The 25,592-nt window shown below is 60.8% G+C and carries 16 protein-coding genes and 2 pseudogenes; 13 read left to right on the forward strand and 5 right to left on the reverse strand.

Annotated features, from left to right (window positions below):
• The first annotated feature begins 138 nt into the window (after positions 1 to 138).
• A complete protein-coding gene (locus ACMGF8_RS20470; RefSeq protein WP_416757024.1) occupies positions 139 to 1,704 on the forward strand; it encodes a carbohydrate porin in 1,566 nt (521 codons plus the stop codon).
• A gap of 126 nt (positions 1,705 to 1,830) precedes the next feature.
• Positions 1,831 to 2,727 carry a carbohydrate kinase family protein gene (locus ACMGF8_RS20475; protein WP_207815185.1) on the forward strand — a complete coding sequence of 299 codons (897 nt, stop codon included), beginning with the start codon at positions 1,831 to 1,833 and terminating at the stop codon, positions 2,725 to 2,727.
• A gap of 3 nt (positions 2,728 to 2,730) precedes the next feature.
• On the opposite strand, the gene ACMGF8_RS20480 is transcribed toward ACMGF8_RS20475, so the two are convergent.
• Positions 2,731 to 3,120 (reverse strand): MerR family transcriptional regulator, encoded by a 390-nt coding sequence (locus ACMGF8_RS20480; RefSeq protein WP_115580041.1) that lies wholly within the window; start codon positions 3,118 to 3,120, stop codon positions 2,731 to 2,733.
• Between the two features lie 73 nt (positions 3,121 to 3,193).
• On the opposite strand from ACMGF8_RS20480, the pseudogene ACMGF8_RS20485 reads away from it, so the two are divergent.
• Positions 3,194 to 3,833: pseudogene (locus tag ACMGF8_RS20485) on the forward strand (SDR family oxidoreductase).
• Positions 3,834 to 3,953: 120 nt separating this feature from the next.
• Here ACMGF8_RS20485 and ACMGF8_RS20490 read toward each other — a convergent pair.
• The 3 genes from ACMGF8_RS20490 to ACMGF8_RS20500 all read right to left on the reverse strand — a co-directional run bounded on the left by ACMGF8_RS20490 (position 3,954) and on the right by ACMGF8_RS20500 (position 11,585).
• Positions 3,954 to 4,814: a hypothetical protein gene (locus ACMGF8_RS20490; RefSeq protein ID WP_102865025.1), complete on the reverse strand. Its 861-nt coding sequence runs from the start codon at positions 4,812 to 4,814 to the stop codon at positions 3,954 to 3,956.
• Between the two features lie 124 nt (positions 4,815 to 4,938).
• Complete coding sequence (locus ACMGF8_RS20495) at positions 4,939 to 10,395, reverse strand: WGR domain-containing protein (protein WP_416757025.1); 5,457 nt, start codon at positions 10,393 to 10,395, stop codon at positions 4,939 to 4,941.
• The gene (locus ACMGF8_RS20500; RefSeq protein ID WP_102865023.1) at positions 10,383 to 11,585 is read right to left on the reverse strand and encodes a M48 family metalloprotease; all 1,203 of its coding nucleotides are present in this window, start codon (positions 11,583 to 11,585) and stop codon (positions 10,383 to 10,385) included. Before ACMGF8_RS20500 ends, ACMGF8_RS20495 begins: the two co-directional genes overlap by 13 nt.
• A gap of 287 nt (positions 11,586 to 11,872) precedes the next feature.
• On the opposite strand from ACMGF8_RS20500, the gene ACMGF8_RS20505 reads away from it, so the two are divergent.
• Positions 11,873 to 13,564 (forward strand): SulP family inorganic anion transporter, encoded by a 1,692-nt coding sequence (locus tag ACMGF8_RS20505; RefSeq protein ID WP_207167948.1) that lies wholly within the window; start codon positions 11,873 to 11,875, stop codon positions 13,562 to 13,564.
• A 72-nt stretch (positions 13,565 to 13,636) separates the two neighbouring features.
• On the opposite strand, the gene ACMGF8_RS20510 is transcribed toward ACMGF8_RS20505, so the two are convergent.
• On the reverse strand, positions 13,637 to 14,296 hold the full coding sequence (locus ACMGF8_RS20510; RefSeq protein WP_207167950.1) for a hypothetical protein: 660 nt from the start codon (positions 14,294 to 14,296) through the stop codon (positions 13,637 to 13,639).
• A 339-nt stretch (positions 14,297 to 14,635) separates the two neighbouring features.
• Here ACMGF8_RS20510 and ACMGF8_RS20515 point away from each other — a divergent pair, with 339 nt between their 5' ends.
• The 9 genes and pseudogenes from ACMGF8_RS20515 to ACMGF8_RS20555 all read left to right on the forward strand — a co-directional run bounded on the left by ACMGF8_RS20515 (position 14,636) and on the right by ACMGF8_RS20555 (position 25,582).
• On the forward strand, positions 14,636 to 15,496 hold the full coding sequence (locus tag ACMGF8_RS20515) for an RNA ligase family protein (RefSeq protein WP_060839258.1): 861 nt from the start codon (positions 14,636 to 14,638) through the stop codon (positions 15,494 to 15,496).
• Positions 15,497 to 15,510: 14 nt separating this feature from the next.
• Positions 15,511 to 16,656: an AAA family ATPase gene (locus tag ACMGF8_RS20520; RefSeq protein ID WP_416757026.1), complete on the forward strand. Its 1,146-nt coding sequence runs from the start codon at positions 15,511 to 15,513 to the stop codon at positions 16,654 to 16,656.
• Between the two features lie 118 nt (positions 16,657 to 16,774).
• On the forward strand, positions 16,775 to 17,287 hold the full coding sequence (locus ACMGF8_RS20525; protein ID WP_242553934.1) for an Imm15 family immunity protein: 513 nt from the start codon (positions 16,775 to 16,777) through the stop codon (positions 17,285 to 17,287).
• Between the two features lie 89 nt (positions 17,288 to 17,376).
• Positions 17,377 to 17,535 (forward strand): annotated as a pseudogene (locus ACMGF8_RS20530) (IS3 family transposase); the annotation flags it as partial.
• A gap of 285 nt (positions 17,536 to 17,820) precedes the next feature.
• Complete coding sequence (locus ACMGF8_RS20535) at positions 17,821 to 18,867, forward strand: hypothetical protein (RefSeq protein WP_180988626.1); 1,047 nt, start codon at positions 17,821 to 17,823, stop codon at positions 18,865 to 18,867.
• A 420-nt stretch (positions 18,868 to 19,287) separates the two neighbouring features.
• Positions 19,288 to 19,623 carry a hypothetical protein gene (locus ACMGF8_RS20540; protein ID WP_416757027.1) on the forward strand — a complete coding sequence of 112 codons (336 nt, stop codon included), beginning with the start codon at positions 19,288 to 19,290 and terminating at the stop codon, positions 19,621 to 19,623.
• A 90-nt stretch (positions 19,624 to 19,713) separates the two neighbouring features.
• On the forward strand, positions 19,714 to 20,646 hold the full coding sequence (locus tag ACMGF8_RS20545) for a hypothetical protein (RefSeq protein ID WP_416757028.1): 933 nt from the start codon (positions 19,714 to 19,716) through the stop codon (positions 20,644 to 20,646).
• 2 nt (positions 20,647 to 20,648) lie between these two features.
• Positions 20,649 to 24,218, forward strand: a complete 3,570-nt coding sequence (locus ACMGF8_RS20550; protein ID WP_416757029.1) for a hypothetical protein — start codon at positions 20,649 to 20,651, stop codon at positions 24,216 to 24,218.
• Positions 24,215 to 25,582, forward strand: a complete 1,368-nt coding sequence (locus ACMGF8_RS20555) for a hypothetical protein (RefSeq protein ID WP_102865011.1) — start codon at positions 24,215 to 24,217, stop codon at positions 25,580 to 25,582. Before ACMGF8_RS20550 ends, ACMGF8_RS20555 begins: the two co-directional genes overlap by 4 nt.
• The last annotated feature ends 10 nt before the right edge of the window (positions 25,583 to 25,592 follow it).

Here is a 25,592-nt window from a genome sequence, read left to right on the forward strand (position 1 = left end):
AGAAGTTAACGTTAACACGGCAAATGTAACAGCACATTTTCGATAAGGCATCTTTTTTGTCGATTTGGACCCTCACCACTCGCGAAAAAGCGCTCTGTCGCTGGAACAAAACAATAAAAATAAAACAGGGAAATCCACATGCAGAAAGCATCAAGATGGCTACTTGCAGGCGTGCTCAGCAGCTCGGCGGCGACCTCTCAGGCCGCGACTCTGGAAGAGCGCATGGCCGCGTTCGAGGCCCGCGCCAGTGCAGCGGAAAAGCGCGCAGCCGCAGCCGAACAGCAAACCCAGGCACTCGCCAGAGAATTGCAACAGATCAAGCTCGCCACCTCCGCTTTGCAGCCCGCAGCATCCACTGCATCCCAGGCCACGAATCCCGTTGTGGACACCCGACTGGCAAAACTCGAAGCCCGCCAGCAAAGCATGGAAAAGCAGGCCAGCACTTCAAACCTGGCTGATGGATTCAGCTTCAACGGCTACGCCCGTTCCGGATTGCTGATCGACGAGGGGCTTGGTGGTGGCCGCGGCGGCCCTTATACAACTCCGGCCGGATCGGTGGGGGGAGCAGTCGGGCGGCTCGGTAACGAAGACGACACCTACATGCGCATAGACCTGTCGAAAGAAATCTATGCGCAGAATGGCACCCGTTCCAAATTCACGGTCTCCATCGCCGACGGAGTGGAAAGCTCCAACGACTGGACCGCCGACGAAAGCAAACTGAACGTGCGCCAGGTGTTCACAACGCTCGACCATATTGCTGCGTTCAAGGGCAATCCCGTGTTCGAGAACGCCACCCTGTGGGCAGGCAAGCAATTTGACCGGGATAACTTCGATATCCACTGGATGGACTCGGACGTCGTCTACCTGGCCGGTACCGGCGGTGGAATCTACGACGTGCAGATGAACAAGGATTGGCGCTCGAATTACTCCTTGATCGGGCGTAGCTACGGGGATTTCAGTCAAGGGGGGCTCAATGCCGATGTGGCGAGTTACATCCTGACCTCCAACCAGTTCTTCGAGGAGGGTCAGTGGCAGTGGATGTTCAATGGCATCGGCGCAAAGAAAAACGATTTCGGTACCCGCACCAATAAAGCGGGTTTGACGCCTGCGGATTCCGGCTTGCACAGCATGCTGGCCAATCACCAGAAAAACTTTTTCGGCAGAGAAGGCTTCTTCAAAACGGCACTGCTCTATGGGCAAGGTCTGGGGGCAGAGGTCAAGAACCTGGGTTCGGATGGTGAACTGATTGACGAGGCCCGGGCTCTGCGTCTTGCTCTTTACGGCGAGACCCCGATTGCGCCTGACTGGCGCATCGGCCCCAGCTTGCTGGCCGAGCAGAGCAAGGATAGATACGTCAAGGGTGACGACTACCGCTGGCTGACCCTGAACATGCGCTTGGCCAACACCATCAACAGCAACTTCGAGATGGCCTACGAACTGAGCTGGCAAACCATGGACCTCGACCCCAAGGGCTATCTACAACGTAATGCGGTCGACGGTAACTTCTGGAAATTCACCGTCGCCCCGACATTCAAGCTTGACGTTGGAGACCTTCTCACACGTCCGGAAATGCGCGTGTTCGCAAGCTACATGAATTGGTCGTCAGATCTGGACAAGTACAGTACCTCAGACGCCTTCGGCAAGACGGACTTCAACGCCGGCGGTGTATGGCAATACGGCGTACAAATGGAAACCTGGTTTTAATAGTTGAACGCGCCGGCAAACATGCCTTCAGTGCATCTGCCGGCTGTTGTTGCACTGAGTAAGAAACTACCGGTCGGAACTGATCAGCCAGCAGTTATCCCGGTACCAAAACATTGAGGAAATGAGATGGTATTGCCTCGCGCGGTCATATTTGGCGAAGCCCTGATCGACCTTGTCCAAGGCACGCCTGGACAGTGGAAGGGTTACCCTGGTGGTGCCCCCTGGAACGTTGCACGAGCCTTAAGTCGCTTGGGTGTCAGCAGCGCTTTTGCTGGGTCGGTGAGCTTGGATTCGTTGGGTGACGAGATCGTTTTGCAGTCGGAAGCGGCAGGATTGGATAGGCGCTTTATCCAACGAGTCGATCGAGATCCTCTGGTTGCCATCGTTCCATCGAGCCGTCCTCCAAGGTACTTTTTTGCTGGAGAGGCCGATCTGTTTTTTGATCCGGATCTGATGCCCGAAGGATGGCTCGAGCAAGCAGAGCTGTGTCATTTCAGCTGCATCAGTTTAGCTCGGCAGCCACTTGCAGATACGCTGGTTAACATTGCTCAGCAGGCCAAAGCAGCCGGTAAACGGGTTAGCTATGATCCGAACTGGCGCAATTTAATGGGTAGTCATTATCGGGAGCAGACCTTCCCGACCATGACCAGCCTTGCTGACATGATCAAGCTGTCCGACGAAGACCTGCGGCACATTTATCCAGGGCTGAGCGAACAGCAGGCAATGCATGAGCTTCGCGCGCTTAATCCTCAGGCGCAGATATTGTTGACCCGTGGGGAACACGGGATGACCCTCCACACCCCGGACAGCCAACTCGATCAGCCGGCTATTGCCGTGAACGTGCAAGACACGGTTGGAGCAGGGGACGCTTGTATGGCCGGTTGGCTGGCTGCAGAGTTGTTGGGGATCGCCGGCTTGAGAGAGCGCCTGCGATTTTCAGCGGCTTGCGCATCCATATCCTGCCGCCATGCCGGAGCCCATGCTCCTTCGCTAGCTGATGTGGAAGGTTTGCTCACTACCTAGCGTTCAGTTGCAAGCGTTGCTCAATCGCTGAAGCTCAAGTTGCCTGGCGGCACTGGCTTCGAGGTTGGCACGCTCTTCATCCAGATACTGATAAATGCTCTGGAGGTTGGCGATCTTCTGTGTGATTTCTGCCATCTTCTTTTCGATTAACTTAGCGCCTTCAGCACAGTCGATCTGCTTGTTGCGTTGTGCATCCAGAATCTCGCCTATTTCCCCCAGGGAAAACCCCATGCTTTGCGCGCGCTGGATAAAGTCCAGATCTTGCAGGGTTTGCGCTGTGTAAACGCGATAGTTGTTCGTTCGCCGCTGCGATGAGATCAGGCCGATTTGCTCGTAGTAACGCAGCGTATGGCGACTGGCGCCACTGCGGGCCTCGATTTCACCAATCTTCATAAAACATCCCTTGACTGTAGAGTTGGGTCGATAGTTTGCGCTTGATTTCTTACCTTAAACAAGGAACGGGGAAATGAGCGTGGAGTGCTTTGTCACGGGGGGTACCGGCTTTATCGGCCAGCATCTGGTGGCTCATCTGAGTGCAAAAGGTCACACCGTTCGGGTGTTGTGCGGCGCCCAGAGCGACTGACCGAATTGCGCGAGCAAGTGGTCAAATTGGGAGGGAGTGCAGCCCGGGTATTTGCCGTAGCTGGCGATCTGGAGCGGGACAACCTCGGTCTGAGTCCTGCTGACCGAGTGCCGTGCCCGGTACCGCCAAGCACTGGCTGCCGCTGGTCACCGTGGATTACCTGGTTGAGCTGATGGTGGTGAGTGCTTTTGATCCTGCCATGGTGGGCCAGGAACTGCTGGCGCTGGATGAGCAAACGCCCAACTTGCGAGAGCTGCTGGTACAGGTGGCACAACCTTTGGGCTTGAAGCCTCCCAGGCATCACATTCCGCTGCGATTGCTGAAGTTGCTGCTGAGCATTCCTCCCGTTGCCCGGTTTATGAATACAAAACCCGAAGCCTTGGACTTTATCCAGACCACTCGTTTTGATACGGCGGCGGTCGAGCAGTTTGCCAACAGCCATGGAATCGCCAAGCCGGATATACGTCAGTCCTTGCAGCACACCGCAACGTTCGTCAACTCATGCTGCATAGCCAAGGGCTAAGCCCGCCGAGTTCGCCCTTCGGGGCGACACCGCAGTCATCCGCACTATGCTGCGGCAGGTGCGGTGGTGCTGATGGCAGTATCGAATCCAAGGCGTGCGGCTGAAGTACGCCTTTACACTTCAGAGGGCGATCAGCTTCCTGCTCGGGTCTTGCTGCATAAAGAGCAGGATGTCGAAAACCCGACCCGGTTCGACTTGAAGGGCAGGGTGATCGCTCTTCTGAACGGCCTTGATCAATAACTCCTTGTTTTGCCCCCAACAGTGGCCAAGCGAGAAGGGCAGTCTGCAGAGCTTTTGACCGGCAGCTTTGAGGGTGTCGCTGGGGAGCAGGTACTGAGTGCTACTGAATCCTCGAAAGCCCGCGTGCTTCAATCCATTCCTGACCTGGCTATCCAGTGCTGGCATGAATCCCGTTATGAGGAGTAATGCTTTCATGGGGTAGGTGACATTGGTGTTATTAGCGAACAGCGCGTCTGCCAACATCCTCAAGACCCCGAGCAGCTCTACATCAAAGTGAACCGCTGACGGATACATCCCCTCGGTGGTGAAGATCCGTCGATCTTCGGATGACAGCGCGAATGCCCCCAGTGGATGAGTATCAAAACGGACAAGCTTGGCGTGCAGGTTCGGATTGCAAAGCCCGGCTGCGGCTTCAGCCGGCAGATGCAGTATTGGGGCTTTGCGCGAGCCAGCGCCCCAGTTCAACAAAGCATTTCGAAGCTCGTCGGCTAATAATTCGGCGTTATGCGGTGTAAGTGTCGCCAGGTAGGCCTTGGAGACCTCCCTAACCCGAAAGAAGTCCTCATGGTAGGAGGAATTGAAGCTGTTGATCGCTGAACGGATATCTTGCTCTTCACCAATCACTCTAAGCATGTCTGATCCATTGAATAAGGCGGGCAAGCACTTTTGATTTGCGCCCTGGGGGTGATGAAATAGCGCAGCGTCCGGCGCCTTGCTCAAACTGTGGAGCTGAATGCTCATGAATTGATGTTCATGAGCATTCAGCTCCCTATGGGGCGGCCTCTTTTTCGGGTCGCTTTTTTCGGGCCGCTGCAGCGCGTGCAGATTGAATGCGCTTGTCTCATTCGTGCTAGACCGACGCAGCTCACCCCTGGGTGATTGACCCTGCCTGCTCTTGATAGCCTTTGCGCAGTTTCTCCGCGATCAGCTTTTCTGCTTCACGCAAAGCGCGTTCGGGACTGTCGAGGGACTTGATCAGGGTCTGGCCCTTGGTGCCGATACGGCCGAAATTCACCGTCACCTCAGCCTCGGCGACGCCGATACGCCAGAACTTGTTGGAATTGCCCTCACCAAAGGTGAACTCGCGCATCAAGGGTGTCGCTTCAGCGGTGACTGGCGGCTGGGCTTGGATCTCGATGGTTTCCTCTGGCTGTTGCGGTTCTGGAAGTGCAACGGCTTCCTCGCCCCTGAGTAACGCTTCGATGCGATTGAGCACCTCTTCTTGGTCGCGCAGCCAGTCATTACTGAGCACGTCGATGATCTTCCAACCAAAGCTGCGCAGCACCGTCGGGCGGAAAATGTAGCGCTCACGTACGTCAGGGGCGGCCGCGGTATCACTGTCCAGCAGTACGCCGAGGCTGAAGTGTTCACCACTGGCGTCACTGATCGCGAGGTCGCAACGGAACTGCGAACGTCCGACATATTCCTGAACCGAATGCCCGCGCTTTCGCAACGCGGCAGCGAGGGCACCGCGCAGGTGATCCTTGGGCAGGCTGACGGCAAAGGACTGCTTGGCGCCTGGATTGAGGTTGGCGAGGATACCCTGGGAGCGCGGCGCATCCCCGCTGGCGCTGGCCTGGGCGAACTGCAGGAACGCGCGCAGTGCGGCGGCACCATCGTTGTGGGTGTTGGTGATGGCTTCGGACTCTATGCTGGAGACAATCGCCATGCGCTTGCGGGCGCGACTGAAGATCACATTGAGGCGTTTTTCCCCACCACGCTGGTTGATCGGGCCGAAGTTCATCAGCATCTTGCCGTTCGGTCCTGGCGCGTAACAGATGCTCAGGATGATCACATCACGCTCATCCCCCTGGACGTTTTCCAGGTTCTTGACGAACAGGCCATTGAATTGCCCGGCATCTTCACGCACGTACTCGCGCTCAAGCCGTGTGGCAAAGGCCGAGTCGCCGCTGGCCAAGTCTTCTAGGGCCTGCTCGATGGCGCCTTGCTGGGCCTCGGAAAAGGCCACGATACCCAGGCTCAGACCCGTTTCCCGTTGCAGCAGCTCCCGTACCAGGTTGGCGATGTACCGCGCTTCGGCCAGGTTGCTGCGGCTGAGGTAGACACCGTCGGTCATCTTCAAGAAGCTGATCGGGCTGTCCTGCAGCGCGTCGGCGCCGCGGATGACGGCCTGGGCGTCCGTGGAGTCCAGTGCGGTTTGGGCCGGGGCAGGGCGCTCGATACGACGGTCGGGAATGGTGATCAGCCGGCCTTCGTAGAACGCCGCGTTAGAAAAGCTGATCAAGGCTTCGTGGCGGCTGCGGTAGTGCCAGGCCAGGAGGGTTGCCGGCAAGTTTCGCGCGGCTTGGCTCAGCAGGCTGTCGGCATCAAGGTTGATTGCGATCTGCTCACCATCCTCCATGGCAATCAGTTCGTTGTCGTCCTGGTCGCCGGCACTGGAGAAGAAGTTGGTCGGTGGTAATTGCATCTCGTCACCGACCACAATCACCTGCTGCGCACGGCTCAGTGCCGGCACGGCTTCTTCGCTGGGGATCTGACTGGCTTCGTCGAAAATCACCACGTCAAACAGGTCCGGGGTCAAAGGCAGGGTGTCGGACACTGACAGCGGGCTCATCAACCAGATGGGTTTGAGGTCGTTGATCACGCGGCCACTGTCGCCACTCGCCATTTCGCGAATGGAGCGATAGCGCATGGTCTTGCCCAGTTCATGTTCCAGTTCACGTCGGCCTTTGGCGTAGGCTTTCTTGAACTCCCGGGCCTGGGCGTCGAGTTGAGTCACCGACATCGCCGATTGCTTCACATGCTCCAGAAAACGCTGGTGCAACGTGGCGCTAAGCACCTGCGCGTTGCTTTTGAGCAGGTTGCATTCAGCCTGGCTGACCTCGCGCGCGGCCAGACTCAAGGCCGGGCCGTCGAAGCGCGCCAGCTGCGGATTGGCGCGGTACAGGCGGGTCAGGTTTTCCTGGGCAATCAAACCGTCCAGTGCGCGTTGCGCCAAGGCGTACTGTTGCACGACCGCCAGGCAGACAGGATCGGCTTGGTGCAGCTCATTGAGCAGGGGCAGGGTGTCGGGCAGCTCGTCGAGTTCTTCACGCAGATCGCGCAGGTACTCGGCCAACTCGACCAGGCTCAGCGCCGGGTCGAACACACAATGTTGCGCGACCAGCTCGGCCAAGCGCGCCACCGGCTGGCGCAGGCTGGCTTCCTGGCGTACACCGGACAGAGCGTCGGGATCACCCCGCAGGCCCTCAACCCATTGGCGCAACAGCGGTGATGCGCTCAGTTGCTGGAGCAAGGCTTGCAGGTTGTGCAGGAACAGGTCGACATCCGGGATGCCGTAACGCGCTTGCAAGCGTTGCTGCTCGGCGTGCAGCTCGGCAGTGACGCGATGCTCGCGGGCCAGGTTGTCTAGCACGCTCCCGAAACTGGGTCGAATCGCGTGCTGACTGAAGTCGTAGCGTCGTTGCAATTCACCGCGCAGCCGCCACCAGGCCGGTTGCAGCCAACGCAGCAGCGAGCCTTCCAGCCGCTGTACCAGATCGATGGCAGCCTGGGTGTCCTGGGGCGCGAGTTTTTCACGCCAGTGGTGGGTGGATTCACGGGCGTTGTGTTGCTGTACGGCCAGTGCGTGCATCGCGGCCTGCTCGGCGTGCAGCGCTTGGGCGCCGGATGAGCCCGGTTCCAGCAGGTCGAGGTGCGCTGCCAGGTTGGCGCTGGTCAATTGTTCGGCGGCCTGGGTCAGCACGCACGCATCCGCCAGGCGGGTGTCCCCGGACAACAGGCTCGACGATGACTCCAGAAACTGCTCGACGCTGTCCATCAGCCCACTGGCTTCATCCAGGAACGCCTTGAGTTGGCCGTAGGCATGTTCGTGGGTAATCAGGCTTGAGGCCAAATGGCTGAAAGGATGACGTGCGAAGCTGTCGAGGCCGAAACGTTCTTTGATCGCCTGATACACGCGCCCCGTCAGCTCGCTTTGTGCCTGCCACTGACGCCATTCGGGTAAACGTTCCAAGGCTTCGGGGGGCAGCTTGGCAGCAACGGGCGGCAGTTCGATCAGATGCCGTACCAGCTCGCGTACCGAACATGCCAAGGACTCCGGCGCCCCACGCATTGCCTGTTCAAAACGCTCGATCAACCCCAGCTGTTGACTCAGGCCAGCCAGCAAGGCGTCGCGCCGGGCTTGCAATTGCGACGACTGCGCATCACCGGCGATCCAGCGCTCATAGCACTCGCGCAGGTTGCTCACGAAGGCCTTCTTGTCGGTCTGGGAATCATGAATCAGGCAGCACAACTCACCCAGTTGACTTTGTTGCAGGCGATGGAACACAACGTCCAGCGCTGCACGCTTTTCACAGACAAACAGCACGCGCAGGCCACGAGCGGCGTAGTCCGCGATCAGGTTGGTGATGGTCTGGGATTTGCCGGTGCCTGGCGGTCCCTGGATGATGAAGTTACGCCCGGTACGGGCCAGGCTGACGGCAGCATTCTGCGTGGCGTCGCCCGCCACCACGTTCCACTGTTCGGACAACGGGGTCGGCTCGGGGGCCTGGACCTCGACGTCCCGAGGCTCGATGGAGAACATCCGGTCAAAGGCTTCGTTCTGCGCCGGTTCGTCGATCAACTGCGCATAGTCACGCACCAGCGACATCTTTCGATAATTGAAGTTGGCCAGGGTCACCTGGGTCAGGTCTATGTCCCAGGCGTAGCGATGCCCCTGGTTCTCGGGCATGGCGAAGGTGCTGTTTTCGGCGCTGCTGGCAACCATCTGAGGGTGTTGGTTGCGCAGAACGGGCTTGGCGCCTATGGCCAGACGCAGCGGCAACTCGCTGGGCAGCACCTTTTGCTGGAACAACTGCAGGCCCAGCGGACGGAAATCTTCGCGGTCGTAGCTGAAATCCGGCTTCACCAAAGGCGTCGACATGCGCTGGCGGGCACGACGGCGCTGGAAGTGGTGCAGATGCTGCACGGCTTTTTGGTGGATCAGTTCGATTTGCGGTTTGCTTTGCAGGTGTAACTCGACGCCGGGTTCGGTCAGTTTGATCTGGCGCGCAATATCGGCGTGGATGTCTTCCACCGAAGTCTTTTGCAGGTCGACGGTTTCCGGCAACTGGATGTCGTAGAGCTGACGCAATTGATGACGCAGTACCGGGTTGAATTCGGCCTCGGTTTCGTCGCACTGCAACACGAACTGGTCACGCACCCCTTTTTTGCGACTCAACTCTACCGGCAACCACAGCAGCGGGGTGACGATGCGTTCTTCCGGCGTGTCCTTGAGGTTGTGCCAGCGCATGAACGCCACCACCAGGCGAAGGTTGCTGAAGCCGAATTCGGCGCGGTCGCGACGGGTTTCCTGGATGATGCGCTCCAGCGACGCCTGCAGCCAGGTCTGGTCTTCGAACCGTAGCCATTGCTGCAGGCCGACAGGTTTGCCGCCCAGCACTTGTTCGCAGAATCCGCCGAAGGTGGGTTGCCAGGTACACAGCGCTTCGGGCCGGATACTTTCAATGCGCATCACCAACGGAACGCTGGCCACGGTCAAGTTGACGCTGGTCTGGGTCGGCCGGAAATACAGCAGGCGATTGCGACGCGAAAGGTCAAACAAGCGGTTGCGCAGATGTTCCAGCACCACAGTGCGTCGCGAAGCCGGGCCTTCGGCCTGGGCCAACACACGCTCGACATCGAGGCTGGCCGGCTGTTCGCGCCAGGACTCCAAGCGGCGTGCCAGCGAGCCCACATCAGTGGCGCGTTCATGGCGGTTGAGCTCGGTCATCTCGACGATCAAGTTGGCCAGCACCGGGTTGAGCCGGCCATTGAGCTGGAACAGGTTGCGCCGGTGCGCGGCAAACGACTTGAGGTCGTTGATGTCGGCAAAATCCAAGCCGCAGGCCAGGCACGCGAGCAACTGACCGAGCTGGAAAATATCAGTGATTTCGTCGTGATGCCCGAGCCGATGTTCCCAACTGTGCAAGTCCGTGAGGAACACCGGATGGTTGATGGGCTGTTGCGGGTCTTCCTGGACTTGCAGGTCGGTAATGGCCACGCCGGTTTCCGAATCCCGGGTCAGGCGGACCTTGCCGACGATATTCAGCGCCGACTCTGGATTGGGCTGCACCTGCCTGATCGCCTCCAGCGCCAGGCGCGGCGACTGGCCGTCGGGGTGGCGCAGTTGCAGGGTGCGTTCCGGGCCTAGCACCACATCCAGGTAACTGAGCTGGGCGACATGCCCCCGCTCATGCAATTGCGCCACCTGGCGCAGCAGCGGCAGCGCCAGGAACAGCACATCGTCGATGGGCACGGCGGCGCCATCGTGACTCTGCAGCAATTGAGCGAAGTTCAGCGGTTGAGTTATTGGGTCCATGTGTCGACCTCCGCCTTGAGCGCACGAACAATCGGGTCGAGCTCACGTTTGGGGAATTTGATATCGCGCTTGAGCACGTTGATGAAGTCGTCGGCGCTGCCGAGTTTTTTCGCCGTGCGCGCGGCATGCAGCAAGGCTTCATCCCGCAGGTCACGGTCGACCAGGCACAGGTCGAGCATGATGTAGTGCAGGTATTCGTGAATGCTCGCGTCGATGCGCTCGGCATTCAGCGTGCCGAGGTCCAGCGGTGTTTCAGGCGCCTTCCAGTCGGGAAAGAAGCCGCGCACCTGATTGAGCACCGCCTCGGACTGCAACACCGTGTTGCCGATGAAGCGGGCGATGAAGCCGCGGGTGAGGGCGGTCAACTCGACCTGGTCGGTCACGTCCAGACGGTTGAGCGACAAGGGCCCGCGCAATCGGCGGTGCAGCCAGGCGTCGGTATCCGGGAGCTGTCGCCACCAGCTTTCCACCGCTTGGGAACGCAGAAAAGTCTCCGGATGGGAAACGCCCTGGGACAACGGCGCATCCTTGCCATCCAGTTCGCGGGCCTGCTGCAGATAGCTGGCGGCATCGACGCTGAGAATCCCGGTGTGGACCTTGACCAGCGAGGTGATGGAGGCTTGCGCACAGCCAGCCGCCAGCGCCGCCCCGCGGTCGGCGTAGATTTCGGTGTGCAGGCTATATAAACGTGCGGTCTGTTCCAGGCTCGCAGGCGTATACACATCGGCCATCGCGTGATTGAGAATCCGCTCGGCGGTGAGGTAGTCGCCCTCGTGCTCCGACCACAAGCGGTAATGCGCCAGTTCATGCCCCAGCAACGCCAGCAGCTCCTGAGCATCGAGCCGTTCAAGGATCGGCCCGTAGAACACCACATGCACCTCACCGGCCAGGTAATACAGGCTGGCATTCATGGTGCCATCGCCGGCCTGGTAGAGGGTCGCGGGGGCCTCGATCTGCAGGCGTTGCAACGCCGTCTCACAGGCCTGATAGGCCTGCGAGTGAGTTTCCGGGCTCAGGCGATAGGTGTCTCGCAGCAATTGGGCGCGCACATCCTGGGCGTGTTCCTGCTGAACGCCCAGCGACGAGGCCCAAGCCCACACCGCAGGTTCACTGGTTTTCAGGTAGTCGACCACCTGCTGGTGGTAAGGCAGTGGCGTGAGGCTGGCGATATCCAGCGCGGGGGTACTCATCGTTCAAACATCCTTGAGGATACGGCTCCATGAGCTGCGCCTGCGCAGCAGAGGCTTGGGCTGGCATCCCGGTATCAGTGATCAGCAATAAAAAGCGGAGCATACCTAGGGGTTGCTGAAATTACTTGTGAAAGTGCATAACCCTTTCGATCGACGCAAAAGCTGCTCCAGCTCATGGCGCCCAGTGGCCCGATTCGCTTGAATACGCGCCCGCATCGCCTGGCCAAATAAGAGGGCCGCCGGAGCGCAACCAAACACAAGAACGCAATACTTCGAAAGGACCCGGCATGTCGTTATCGCGCTGTCTATCTGGCCTGTCCAACTTGTTGCACTACCGCCGCGAATGGTTTCGCGCCGACCTGCGGGCCGGGTTGTCCGTGGCGGCTATCCAGATCCCGATCGCCATCGCCTATGCGCAGATTGTCGGCCTGCCGCCACAGTACGGGCTCTACGCCTGTGTGCTGCCGATGATTGTCTATGCCTTGATCGGCAGCTCGCGGCAACTGATGGTCGGCCCCGATGCTGCCACTTGCGCCATGCTCGGCGGGGCCGTAGCGCCTTTGGCCATGGGCGACCTGCAGCGTACCGTCGAGTTGTCGATGATCGTCACCGTGCTGGTGGGCCTGATGCTGATCGCCGCCGGGATCGCCCGAGCGGGTTTTATCGCCAGCTTCTTCTCGCGGCCGATCCTCATCGGCTACCTCAACGGCATCGGTCTGAGCCTGATCGCCGGGCAAATGGGCAAGGTGGTGGGCTTCAAGATCGAAGGCGACGGCTTCATTCTGGGATTGGCGGACTTTCTCCAGCGACTGGGGGAGATCCATGGCCTGACCCTGGCCGTTGGCCTGGCCAGCCTGGGCCTTTTGATCTGGCTGCCGCGACGCTACCCGCGGCTGCCGGCAGCGCTGCTGACGGTGGCGCTGTTCACCTTGCTGGCCGGGCTCTTGGGCTTCGACCGCTTCGGGGTGGCGATCCTCGGCCCTGTGCCGGCCGGGATTCCCGAGTTGTCCTGGCCCAAGACCAGCCTGGAGGAAAGCAAGAGCCTGCTGCGCGACGCGCTGGGCATCGCCACCGTGAGTTTTTGCAGCGCCATGCTCACTGCCCGCAGCTTCGCCGCGCGCCATGGCTACGCGATCAACGCCAACCATGAATTCATCGCCCTGGGCCTGAGCAACCTGGCGGCCGGAGCCTCCCAGGGCTTTGCCATCAGCGGCGCGGATTCGCGTACCGCGGTCAATGACATGGCCGGAGGCAAGAGCCAGTTGGTGGGCATCATCGCTGCCCTGGCGATTGCGCTGATTCTGCTGTTTTTCACCGCGCCCATGGCGTGGATTCCGCAGCCGGCCCTGGGCGCGGTGCTGTTGATGGCGGGCTGGGGCCTGCTCGACGTCAAGTCCCTGAAGCAAATCTACCGCCTGAGCCGCTTCGAGTTCTGGCTGTGCCTGCTGACCACTGTCAGCGTGCTGGGCCTGGGCGTGCTGCCGGGCATCATCTTCGCCGTGACCCTGGCCATCCTGCGCCTGCTGTACAGCATCTACCAACCCACCGACGCGGTGCTGGGCTGGATGCCGGGCATCGAAGGCCAGGTGGACATCCGCCAGTACCCGCAAGCCCACACCGTGCCCGGCCTGGTGGTGTATCGCTTCGACGACGCGATCCTGTTCTTCAACGCCGACTACTTCAAGATGCGCCTGCTCGACACCGTGCAGCGCGAGAGCCAGCCCGAGGTGGTGCTGTTCAATGCCGAGGCGGTGACCGATATCGATGTCAGCGGCATCGCGGTGCTGCGGGAAATCCGCGAAACCCTGGCCGCCCAGGGCATCTACTTCGCGATCGCCCGTGCTCGCGGTACTTTCCTGACGATGCTGGAACGCTCGGGGATGACCCGGGAAATGGACCGCCAGTTGCTGTTCAGTTCGGTGCGTTCGGGGATCAGGGCCTACCGCATATGGCGCAACAGCATGCGCGGCAAGCAGTGATGCAGAGGAGGGCGGCCGGCAGGGAGCGACCCCGCCGGCGCTTGACCGAAGTTCAGCCGAGCCGGCACGGCCTTACTGGGTGATGGTCATGCTGCTGGTGGCCTGGACCGAGCCGTAGCGGATACGCGGATAAGTCGGATCGGCGTAGCTGAAATCCATCACCGTGCCGACGGAGCCGAAGTACAGGGCCTGGCAACTGAAGTTCACCGCCACCTGGCCGCCGTAAGGGGTGACCCCGATGGCGACCTGGGTCGGCCCGGTCCATTCGATCTTGCACCCCAGCGTGCCGCCTGCTGCGCCGGCGTTGTATCCGCGACAGTTCAAGGTGGCGTTGCCGTTGCTGGTACTGGGAAAGCCTGCCCATTTGGCGATGGCCAGGTTGGCCGAGCAGGACGTGTTGACGCTGCTGGCGCCTGGGGCGAGCTTGTAGACCCCGGACGGTGGCGCAAGCGTTGCCGTGACGGGCGTCAATGGCAGGGCGGCAAGGCTCGATGCCGCCTGGTTTTCCACCACGGTGGTGGGCGACGGCGGGAGCTTGCACACCACCACGGCGCCGACGTCGTCGGACTTCTTCAACTCACCCAGCGCCGTGATATCGGCGCCGCCCTTCGACTCGCAGAAGAGTTTGCGTAACTGGGCTTTTTCTTCGCTGTCCGATGTGGACGAGGCCTGGGCCAAAGGTGCAAGGGCCAGGCCAATGACGCCAGCCATCAGCACGCTTGAAAGTTTCATGATCGATTCCTTATCGGGGTTATGACTGGCTGCACCCTATGAGCACCAGGCGGTTTTTTTCATGACAAAAGCTCGGGTGTTGCGCGCAAACAGGGCCGCGGGGGTTTTGCCCTTTCGGGACTTGACCTGATGCCGCTATCTGCTGTTGAATGCGCGCCCTAAAGCCTCTGCAACCTTTTCTCCAAGTGGTGAAGCCAGTGCCCTACGCCAGCCAACACGCCTGATACCGACGACGGTCCATCCTGCCTGATGGCTGCCCGTGCCTATGCGCGGCGGCGCTTGATTGCCATGCCTGCCTGATCCTGTCGTTGGTTTTTCTCTGTTTTCGAGGACAAACCCATGCACATGGATATTCGTGCCACCGCGCACAACCTGGAACTGCTCAAATACCCCCGCACGCCCCATCTGCAAGGCTCGCGCCTGCAAGATGGCGACACTGACACTGGCCAGGTGCGCTATGCCGCCCTGGCCGGGCAGTGGCTGGTGGTGGAAGAAAAACTCGATGGCGCCAACGCCGGCATCAGCTTCAGCGCAAGCGGCGAGTTGCGCCTGCAATCTCGCGGTCACTACCTCACCGGCGGTGGGCGCGAGCGCCAGTTCAATCTGTTCAAGCAGTGGGCCGTGGCTCACGAACACTGGTTGCTGGAGCGCCTGGAAGATCGCTTCGTGCTGTATGGCGAATGGCTGCACAAGAAGCACTCGGTGTTCTACGACCGCTTGCCACATTATTTCTGCGAGTTCGATGTGTGGGACCGCGCCACAGGGCTGTTCCTCTCCACCGCGGCGCGCCGGTGCCTGCTCGAGGGAGGGCCGGTGCTGTCGGTGCCGGTGCTGTACGAAGGCCCGGCGCCGCGCCGGCATGCCGAGCTGATGGCGCTGGTGGGCGATTCGCTGGCCAAGACCGAGCGCTGGCGCGAGGTGTTCGAGCAGGTGGTGCGCCGCGAAGGCCTCGACCTGGCCCGTGCCTGGCGCCAGTGCGACCGATCCAGCCGCATGGAAGGCCTGTATCTGAAGCTCGAGGACGAGCAGCAGACCCTCGGCCGGCTCAAGTGGGTACGCCAGGACTTCGTCCAGGCCATCATTGATGCCGACCAGCACCATGCCAACCAACCCTTCATCCCCAATCAACTGGCCGACGGCGTCGACCTCTATGCCCCGCGCCTGTCCATGGACTGGCAGGGCCCGCGCCACGGCTATTGAAGGAGCATCCCGATATGGATATTCGACAACTGCAACAACTGGTCCCCGAGCCGGGGCGCGATATGGACGCCGCCGCCTGCCTGGCGGCCATCCCGGCCCTGGCGCGCCTGGCCGATACACCGCAAGACCCGACCTACCACGCCGAGGGCGATGTGTGGATTCATACCCGTCTGGTAGTCGAAGCCTTGCTGGCCCAACCCGCCTACCAGCAGGCCAGCGCCGAGCAGCGCTTTGTGCTGTTCTTCGCCGCCCTGTTGCACGACATCGCCAAGCCCGATACCACGGTGATCGACCCGGATACCGGGCGTATCGGCCAGCCCGGTCATTCACGCCGGGGCGCAGTGGACGCGCGGCTGCTGTTCTGGCGCGCCGGTGTGCCGTTCGAGTTGCGCGAGCAGATCTGCCGCATCATCGCCGTGCACCAGGTGCCGTTCTTCGCCCTGCAGGGTGATCGCAGCGGCCGCAGCGCTGAGTTCCTGTTGCACAAACTGTCCTGGGAACTGCCGCTGTGGATGCTCTGTGCCGTGGCCGAGGCCGATATGCAGGGTCGCAACTACGCCGGCAAGGCCGATGTACTGGACGCCATCGAACTGTGGCGCGAACTGGCGCGGGAGGAGGGCTGCCTGCACGGGCCGCGGGCCTTTGTCGACGACTACACACGCATTCAGTACCTGCGTGGCGCCCGGGTACATCCCGACTACCCGCTGCACCCGCCGCAGGGCTCCTCGGTGGTGATGCTCTCGGGCCTGCCGGCCAGCGGCAAGGACACCTGGACCGCGCAACATTACCCGGAGCTGCCGGTGGTGTCGTTCGACGACGCGCGCCAGGCCCTGGGCCTGCGCCACGGACAGAACGAAGGCGCCGCTGCGCATTACGCCATCGACCGGGCCAAGGCCTTGTTGCGCGAGCACAAACCCTTTGTGTGGAACTCCACGCACCTGTCGGCGCAGATGCGCAACCGCACCCTGGACTTGCTCTATGGCTACGGCGCCGAGGTGGAAATTCTTTACCTGGAACGGCCCGAGGACGAGATCATGCGGCGCAACCAGAAGCGCGACACCTCACTGCGCAACGAAGATATCCGCCGCATGTTGTTCAAGTGGGAAGTGCCGCTGCCGACCGAGGCGCATCGGGTGGTTTATCAGGCGGTGACGGGGTGAGTGGCACTTACGTTCCTAATATAAGTTCGCTCTTCATTAAAAGCTTTCAAAGTTCTATAGCAGGGCAAAAGAAAATAAATTAATAACTTAACAAGTACGGATGGAGCCCCTCCTGAAAATGAAGCTTACAGATATCTACAGTAAAATAATCAGCGAAGAACCGTACAACGACATGGATGTATTCTTCGAGAGCTATGAAAGCTTTGAAGAAATTCCACTTGTGTCAAGATACAGTCGCTTAAAGCTCTTAAAGGATGAGCTGGGCGACAGCGGGGCTTCTAACTTTCTGACAGGGCTCGCTGTGTTTCTTTTGAATACTTTAAGATTGTTAGAAGTATCTAGAAGTGAAAGTGTGTTTTTTGCCGTGACCTTTACAGACTTTGCGGGATTGGAGGAACAAGGCATTCTCATACCTAATATATTTATTTATCCAAAGCCGGCCTCAGTCGGTTTTTTGGAAAAAATACGAGAAAATAATGGAGATCTTGAGTCATGGGAGTTGCAGCAAGTAAAAAGGTATTTTTCCAACTACGGGGTAGAAACTGCTTTTGATTTTTATGAAAGTAGATTTCATGACGCCGTTTGCTCTGAGGAATCTGTAAGGGTCTTTGCTGTTCCCAGGACTTTTTGAGTGCAAAGAACTCGTCACGATGATCAACACGCTGAACTGCGTCGTCTGCGACCAGAACTCAAGCGCGTCACTGAAGGCCGCCGCGTACTTGGTTGTCTGATCCGCAATCTGCACGCGCTAAAGACGATCAGCGATTACTGGGTTTGATCAAACATTCCTGGCTGGAGAGCGGCGGCGTTTATGGCTATCGCAAAATCCATGACGATCTGCGCGAGGTCGGTGAGGATTGTGGTCATCATCGTGTGGCGATGGCGGTTTGGAGGCGTAAACCTAAGCAAGAGGTGATAGTCGCCGAGGCAACTACATCGAGATGTTCTACAACGTAAAACGTCGGCATGGCTTCAACGATCAGCTGTCGCCGGGGGAGTTTGAAAGCGTTACGCAATGAGTTTGCAAGGTGTCTAGAGAATCCGGGGCGATTCAGTGGCATATGATTTAACATAATATACATTATGCGCATCATAGTATTAAATCGACTGACCTACGTTGCTCTGGTAGAAACCAGGAATACAGGCCCCGACCAAGGATTGATCATGGAAGCCAGAACCCTGTTCATCAAAGCCAGCCGTATCACTGAGTCGACGCTCGATCCCGTTCACATTGCCCGTAACAAGTCGGCGAATGTCGAGACGACTATCTCGCTGGACACCAACATGCTCATCAGCATGGAAAAAGTCGTCAAGCATGGCAACAAATGGGCGTCTGTCAAAAAACAAGGCCTGCAGAATCTAGTGAAGCTATTGCATCGTTGCCCGCCTCAAAGTGTTTGCTTGTCACCTGGACTGGCCCTTAGCGAAATGCCCCCAGAGCTGGCACGTCAAGCAAGTGACGCCTATGAGCTTTTCTGCGCCCAACACCTGCCTCAGTTCATTGATACGCCGAATGCAGTTCACACCTTGTTCCAAGGCAAAAAAAAAGATTACGGTTATGACGACTTGTCGTCTGACGCCAAGGTTACGCTTGCAGTACCGTATGCCAGTCTGATTTATCTGAACGTTGCCGATCGAATGAAGTTGAAGCCCTTCGACAAGTTCAAATGGTTCATCGATAACCTTGAGGCGCATGTCGATATTCTGAGCGCCACTGAAATAGAAATCGCCAAATACTGCTTCGCAGAGCCCGACGCACATTCCCGGGAAACCATTGAGTTACGGCGCAAGGTCAGAAATAACTTCCTCAAAACTAGTGAAGAGAAACTGCCGACAACCGTGGCGGATGTAAAGGCGATTGCCTTCAACGGAGCCTCTGATATACGCCTCCTGCATGCCGCCAATATAACGGATCAGAACGGACTTGATGGAGTTCAACAAGACTGTTGGATAGCCACCAAAGACAAAAAACTGGTAGATTTCTGCAGTGTTTTCCATCATTTGAAAGCTGATGGTGAAGCCGGCAAATATGCCGCAAAGATGGTACATGCCGAGCATGTTGATGACCATTACTGGTTGGATGTCGATCGTTATGCGATTGAACGCGTAATGCAACGTAGTCATCACCATGACAAACGTGAATTCGATCACCGGCAACTACTCAATACTGTCGATAGCGCGTTAAATGCAGCCACTTTGGCATTTGGCTAATACTGCCCTCCTACTCTGAGCACGGTTATGGGTTAACTCAACTAAATGGTTGTTTAGTTGAGTTAACAATATCTCCTATTCCCTACATGTCCCCTCATCCCGAAACTCTCTGCTTAGTTGATGTTTCACCCTGCCCGTGCGGGACGCCAACGCAGAACTCGGGAGTGTCCAACTATTTTGTATTAACAGTGATAACAAAACGCTATTAGAGGCCTTGTTCCTCGAACTCGCATTCAGGCCAAGAGCCTTTAAGTTATGCGGTCTACAGCGCTAAACGCGGTGTGTCCGGAGCATCGCCAGAGGGTCAAAAACGCCTTTCGAACGCTGGGTCAGCGACCTCGACAGACCAGGAAGCACACCTAGACTCTCACCCGATTCAGCCAGCTGAATCATGCCCAACACACGAAAAGGATATTCAACATGACCGCCTTCACCTCGGTAAACACCGTCACCACCCCCCTGACCATCAACAGCCAGTCCACCGCGACCTACAACGGCGACCCCAACCAGACCACCAAAGTGACCTTCAGCTATCAGAACAACCTGCTGTGGGCCACCCAGGTCAACAACACCGCAACTGTCCAGACTCTCAGCGCCGACTCCTCCGCCGGTCCGGTCATCCTGCGCAAGGGTGCCCAGGTCAAGCTGCAGAACGTGGGTTCGGCGTTCAGCATCCTGTTCACCGGGGAGATCGTCGACAGCGGCTCGGAAACACCGTTCAACAACACCAACATCGGGACCTTCACCCTGTCGTGATCGACTCGGGCTCCTAGGCCGGAGCCCATTTGCGAGGCCGGCAACGCCGGCTTCGCTTCATGCAATACGGGACATGGACGGTACCCTCGCGTGACCAGGCAACGGATGCTCTACACCCGGATTCTCTGGGCAACCCTCGGCGCGATCCTGGCGACTGCAGCGTGGTTGATGACCACCGGCAGCCGTGCGCCAGTGGTGTCCAGCGACGGCCACGAGCAAGTCCTTTCCAGCACCGATGCCACCTCGCCCGCCGCGGATTGCGTCGACCTCTCGCCCTCCTCCTCTGCCGCCGCCAATGATCCTTGCGTACCGGGCCCCGTGCTGCTACCCGGGATGAAGGTCAATCGCCAGGTCGGTCCGGTGATGTTCGTGCTGGTGGTGGACAGCCACGAAGCCCGGGTCAATGCCCAGGTTTCCCTGGGCAACGCCGCCCTGACCGGCTTGAACATGACCGCCGCCGCTCCCACCGCCGACTTCGATCTGGCCAACGGCGATGGCCAGCGGGTCTGGGGCAGCCTGGGCGCCTTTTTCTGCGCACCACCCAACACTTCGCACCTGCTGGCCGACTTCACCATCGAGAACCTGCGCGACAGCGGCAAATCCGTGACCCAGGCCTATCGTGGCGACCTGATCCGCTGGCAGAGCCCGACCACCAGTGTCCTGGCCCGCTACCGCCAGCCCTTGCTGCCGGACCTGCAGGTGACCGTGGAACTGCTGGACCCTTACAAGGCCGACAGCAGCAACGCGCTGACCGCCCAGGTGAGCTTCTATTACGCCAGCGATCTGATCGACCGCTACACCCTCATGGCCACCGCCACCCCGGTGAGCCTGCGTCAGTCCAGCGTCGGACCGGTGCGCATCGAGGGCGGACTCCTGGACTTTCGTCCCGCCACCCAGGAGCAGCAAGGGCAGCTCAGCCTGGATGGCACTTTCCAGTCCGGTCACAACCCACCGAACCACTACGTCGGCAGTGTCGCCGACTGGTCGTGGATCCGTGGCCGCGCCGACAATTGCAGGGGATAGACATGACCAGCACGTCCGACTACCAGCAGATCGCCCACAGCGCCGCCTACGCCCTGCCGGATGCCAGCGGCTATGGCTGGCGCGGTTATGTCATGCCCAAAGGCACCGCGCCCGGCAGCCTGCCGGCCAGCCTGAGCCCGGCCGATGCCTTCGACAAATATGCCGGCCATTACCTGTTCGCCCCCAGCGAACCGGCCGCCCTGCGCAGCGACCCCACGGCCTTCATCAACGCCCTGTACGACTTTCTGTTCGCCGTCGACCAGCGCAACTTCGTCGGCCGCGCGTTGCTGTGGTTGCCCGGGTCCAGCCTGCCGGCGCCCCAGGCCTTCAACAGCTACGGCCTGCGCATCAGTGTGGCGGCCCCCAGCCAGGTGCAGAACAACCTCAACCTGCGGCTTGGCGATCGCCTGACGTTCTTCGTCAACTTCGGCACCTATGTCAAATACGACCCGGACTTCAACGCCCTGCGCCTGAAATCCACTACCGGCATCACCATGGGCTTGAGCGACAAGCTGCAGGCCGACAGCGGCCTGCAACTGACACCGCCGCAACAGCCCCTGGCCTACGTGCCCCTGGACGGCAATCAGGCCGGCAGCCTGACCTACGCCTTGACCTACAGCAGCCAGCCCGCCCTCAAGTATTTCCCGACCGGCTTTACCTATGTGGCCAACACCACAGGCGGCCAGAGCGTGCTCAATTACCCGGTGTTCAACCCCAGCGGCATGCCCGCCAAACTGACCATGGGTGGCGTGCTCGACCCGCTGGACCCGCTCAATCAGAACATCGCCGCGGCGCAACTGGCCGCCGGACTGATCCGCACTGCCATCAGCTTCGCCAACACCGGCACGACCGCGTTGCCCAGCCAGTGGCGCAGCACCGCCGGCAACCCGATCAGCCTGATACCGCTCAATGGCCTGGACGCCAACGGTTGGCCCCGGCCCTACGCGGCCAGCCTGGTGTTCTCTGCCCAAGGCGGCAGTTACAGCCTGACCCTGGCCGGCGACTTTGGCTTGAGCCTGCCGGCTGCCGGCGCCGGGCAGACCCTGCTGTGCGGGATCTTTGGCACCGAATGGCTGAGCTTCAGCCCCTACAACAGCTCCTTGGGCCCGCAGGACAACGACCGCTTACGCCTGCTCGCCGCGCAACCGGCCTATGCACCGGTGTTTCCGTTCCAGGCCAGCAGCCTGGTCACGCCCACCAGTGGCGCGGTCAGCGCCCTGCTCAACGGCGAGCACCGGACCTCCTGGTGCAGCCTGGTGGCCGGCGCCTCCACCCCGGCCTACAGCGCCCAGCCCGATGGCAGCCCGCTCTATGGCCAGGGCCGCGGCAACGGCGCCACACCGCTGCTGGCTCCGGCCGCGCCGAGCACCCCGCTGCCCCAGGACGCCGGGTTTGCCTTCCCGCTGGTGCCGTATGCGGGGGTGAGTAGCAATGCCAGCCTCAACCTGACCCAATTCGAAAGCGAGATCCTCGCCGCCTCGCGCAAAAGCCTGATCAGCGCCGCGACCCTGCCGGGCAAACAAGCGGCGCGGGCCCGGCGCCTGCAACGGCTGCTGACCACCGACGCGGCACCACCCAATCGGGCGACCACCCCGCAAGGCCTGCTGGTGGACCTGGACGCCGACGGCATCGGCTACGCCAAGGTGCTGCTGGCCCGCTCGCCATCCACCCAAGGACCGCTGGACTTTGCCTTCGTGCAGCCCAGCGAGGCCCTGCACGAGGCCTTGCAGACCAACCAGCTGTTTCTGGTGGGGGTCAATCCGCAGCCGTTCTTCACCCAGGGCGCCAGCTTCAGCAACCGCATGGACATCGCCGACTGGCGCTTTATCGCCAACATCGGCGTCGGCGTGCAAACCACCAGCTACCGCAATGTGCTGATCATGAAGTACTGCGCCGGCAGCCTGAAGGAGCGCATCGACAACCCCAATCGCTGGACCATGCCCGAGACGTTCTCCAAGACCGCGGACCTGGCGCCGGGCCTGGAAACCCTGGCCTACACCGGTTTGTCCCAGTGGCTGCAGGACTTCATCGCTGTCGCCGAGGCCAAGGCCGCGGCCAGCCCCGACAGCCTCTACGCCGACTTCGTGGCCCAAGTCAGCGACCCGGCCTGGAACGGCTTCATGGTGCTCAACGCCGACCTGCCCCTGGACAGCCTGCCCGAGCAACTGGCGGGCATCGCCGCCGGCATCGACTACAGCCGCTTCCTGGCCCACCACTTTGGCGCCAGTGTCAGCCGCATCAGCCAACAGGGCGACACCCTGGATATCCAGGGCATCTCCACCCTGTTCGGCCTGATCGACTACCAGAACCCCGCCTATGAGCAGGCCCAGGCCAATGGCGCGGCCCCGGACATGCCGGTGGCCCTGAGCACCAGCAACGGTTACGCCTTCAGTGTCCTGCAGCTGCAGGCGCTGTTCCGCCAATCCCGCCTGGTGACCTTCAACAGTCGCATCCAGCTGAGCCTGGACCTGCTGTTCGGCTCGCCGATCCGCGCCACCCTGCGCGCCGGCCAGCCCAGCGCGGTGAACGCCATGGTCCTGGACGGCAGCGCCCTGCAACAGAACGACACCACCACCTACGTGTTCGAGCAGAGCCAGAGCTACCTGTTCAACCTCGACAGCAACGTGCTGCCGGCCGCCTCGGTCAACCGCATTCAGTTCAACACCCTGGGCAGCCCGGACGGCGGTGTCACCACCGCCAGCCGCTTCCTGCTGTGGGGCAAGCTGGATTTCACCCTGCTCAAGACCGCGGACGGGCCATTCGATCTGCTGTCCTTCGGCAGCGCCGACGGCAGCGCCGACGGCAGCCCGAGCAACCAGGGCCTGGCCTACACCAACCTGGAAATCGCCATGGCCTTTCCCAGCGCCACGCCCAATGCCGTGGGCTTTGCCTTCAACCCCGACAACCTCGGGTTCGACCCGGCCACCAGCCAGGTGCGCGGACAGAGTCTGTACAAGGGCTTCACCCTGCAGCTCAAGCAGTTCATCCAGGCACCGGCGCAGAAAAAGCCCGCGGACTATGGCTTCCTCCCGGTGCTGCCGCAGAACCTGGCGCTCAAGGCGCTGTCGGGCGCCTGGTCGGGCATCGTCTACAAGGTCACCATGGGCTCCCCCGGGTCCCTGGTGTCGGGCACCGGTTTCGAGTCCGACCTGCTGATCGCCTGGTCGCCCGGCAGCAAGAGCAGCGACGCCAGCCCAATGCTGTTTGTCGGCCTCAGCCTGCCCGGCGCCGCGCCGTCGGCCAGCGTGTTTTCCCTGCAGGGCATCATCAAGGTCTCCACCGGGCCGATCAAACTGCTGTACCAGACCATCCCCGGTCAGACCGACACCCAGGCCAGGTTCTTCAACCTGCAACTGACCGATATCGGCATCAAGATCCTCGGCATCGCCAAGTTGCCGCCGGGCGCCACCCTGCAGTTCTTCCTGTTCGGCGACCCGCAGTCCTCCGGCAGCCTGGGCTGGTACGCCGCCTACGTCAAAGACCCGCAGAGCAAGTCCGCCAACCTGCTAGCGATGGAGTCGGGCCAGTCCACGCAACCGGCATTGTCCGGACCATCGGAGGTGACGCCATGACTCGGGTCCTGTACTGGAACATCGAGAGCTTCGGCTACAACAAGATCCGCCCGCTGAGCACCAAGCGCGATCGCAACGGTGCCTTCATTCCCGACCTCGACGCCGCCGACCGCCTGGCCCTGATCCTGGCCCATATCACCGCGTTCAACCCGGACATCTTCGTCGTGGTGGAGACGGCCAGCGGTCCGAGCCACGGCCCCGGATCGCTGATCTCCCCCACCGGCGGCTGGCAGGGCTGCGCCGAACTGCTGCTGCGCATCCGCAACCAGACCGGCGTGCCCTGGAACCTGGTGCCGCCCCTGGTGGTCGGCCAGGCCGGGCGCGCCGAGGGCGTCGCGGTGTTCTACAAACCGGTGATCCCGGCGGGCGGCGGCGTGGCGGCGGGCAAGCGCCTGTTCACCGGCCCCAACGCCTGGTCGCCGGCGGGCAATGGCATCAGCTTCAACCCCCACGCGGCGGCCCCGCCGGCCGCTGGCAACTACCCGCTGCTGCAGACCCAGACCTGCTTCAGCGTGCCCAATCGGGCCATTCCGGCCACGGCGCTGAACCCGGGCAACCTCAACGAGAGCCGCTGCGCGGCGCGGGTCGCGTTCGTCGACAATTTCGGCGCGGCGATCAACTACGGCGGCTTGCGCGAACCCTACATGGTGACCTTCTGCGAAACCGTCGACGGCCCGCCAGTGGTGGTGCAGCGCAACCTCACGCTGTTTGCCATCCACTCGCCACCGCAATATGTCGCGGCCAATGCCTACCTCAACGCCCTGGCCAATGTGCGCGACATCAGCGCCGCCCTGGGGGCGCTGGAAACCCGGATCATCACCGGCGACTTCAACGTCAATCTGTTGAGCCAGAACGGCAACGATCCGGGGCGCTATGGCGCCCTCACCGCCCTGGGCTACGGCTTGCAACTGCAAGCGCCGGCCCTGGCTCCACCGCCGGCGCTGGAGGCCTACACCGGCTACTTCGCCACCCACCTGCGCAGTCGCAACGCGAGCATTTTCTGGTCAACCAACGCCGGGGCCGTGCCCTATCCGGGCTACCGCTACATCGGTTCATCCAACAGCAGCAGCCTGTATTCCATCGACAACATCCTGGTGCGCGGCGGCGCGGCGGGCAACTTCACCATCGCCAATAGCGTGGTCGGGGTGCCGCTGAACGTGGTCAACCCCGCGCCCGGCGGTGCGCCCATGGGCCTGGTGGCCATGGCCAGCGATTTCCAGGCCCCGCCGCCCGCCTGGGTCCCGGCGCCCCCCGCCCCCGCCCCGGCATTCGCCGCGGGCGATCGGCAACGCTACCGCGGCTGGCGCAACCTGGGGCACATCCGCTCCACCAGCGATCACCTGGCCCTGTTTGTGACGGTCTGAACAAGGAGAA

Source organism: Pseudomonas sp. BNK-7 (genome assembly GCF_048072025.1).
In the GTDB taxonomy this organism is placed as follows: domain Bacteria; phylum Pseudomonadota; class Gammaproteobacteria; order Pseudomonadales; family Pseudomonadaceae; genus Aquipseudomonas; species Aquipseudomonas danubii.

What these genes read in the sequence shown, in the direction of transcription:
- ACMGF8_RS20490 (WP_102865025.1), bottom strand. Translation starts at nt 4,814, where the DNA reads ATGAGCATTCAGCTCCACAGTTTGAGCAAGGCGCCGGACGCTGCGCTA.
- ACMGF8_RS20510 (WP_207167950.1), bottom strand. Translation starts at nt 14,296, where the DNA reads ATGAAACTTTCAAGCGTGCTGATGGCTGGCGTCATTGGCCTGGCCCTT.
- ACMGF8_RS20500 (WP_102865023.1), bottom strand. Translation starts at nt 11,585, where the DNA reads ATGAGTACCCCCGCGCTGGATATCGCCAGCCTCACGCCACTGCCTTAC.
- ACMGF8_RS20540 (WP_416757027.1), top strand. Translation starts at nt 19,288, where the DNA reads ATGACCGCCTTCACCTCGGTAAACACCGTCACCACCCCCCTGACCATC.
- ACMGF8_RS20505 (WP_207167948.1), top strand. Translation starts at nt 11,873, where the DNA reads ATGTCGTTATCGCGCTGTCTATCTGGCCTGTCCAACTTGTTGCACTAC.
- ACMGF8_RS20550 (WP_416757029.1), top strand. Translation starts at nt 20,649, where the DNA reads ATGACCAGCACGTCCGACTACCAGCAGATCGCCCACAGCGCCGCCTAC.
- ACMGF8_RS20515 (WP_060839258.1), top strand. Translation starts at nt 14,636, where the DNA reads ATGCACATGGATATTCGTGCCACCGCGCACAACCTGGAACTGCTCAAA.
- ACMGF8_RS20555 (WP_102865011.1), top strand. Translation starts at nt 24,215, where the DNA reads ATGACTCGGGTCCTGTACTGGAACATCGAGAGCTTCGGCTACAACAAG.
- ACMGF8_RS20520 (WP_416757026.1), top strand. Translation starts at nt 15,511, where the DNA reads ATGGATATTCGACAACTGCAACAACTGGTCCCCGAGCCGGGGCGCGAT.
- ACMGF8_RS20495 (WP_416757025.1), bottom strand. Translation starts at nt 10,395, where the DNA reads ATGGACCCAATAACTCAACCGCTGAACTTCGCTCAATTGCTGCAGAGT.
- ACMGF8_RS20535 (WP_180988626.1), top strand. Translation starts at nt 17,821, where the DNA reads ATGGAAGCCAGAACCCTGTTCATCAAAGCCAGCCGTATCACTGAGTCG.
- ACMGF8_RS20480 (WP_115580041.1), bottom strand. Translation starts at nt 3,120, where the DNA reads ATGAAGATTGGTGAAATCGAGGCCCGCAGTGGCGCCAGTCGCCATACG.
- ACMGF8_RS20475 (WP_207815185.1), top strand. Translation starts at nt 1,831, where the DNA reads ATGGTATTGCCTCGCGCGGTCATATTTGGCGAAGCCCTGATCGACCTT.
- ACMGF8_RS20525 (WP_242553934.1), top strand. Translation starts at nt 16,775, where the DNA reads ATGAAGCTTACAGATATCTACAGTAAAATAATCAGCGAAGAACCGTAC.
- ACMGF8_RS20470 (WP_416757024.1), top strand. Translation starts at nt 139, where the DNA reads ATGCAGAAAGCATCAAGATGGCTACTTGCAGGCGTGCTCAGCAGCTCG.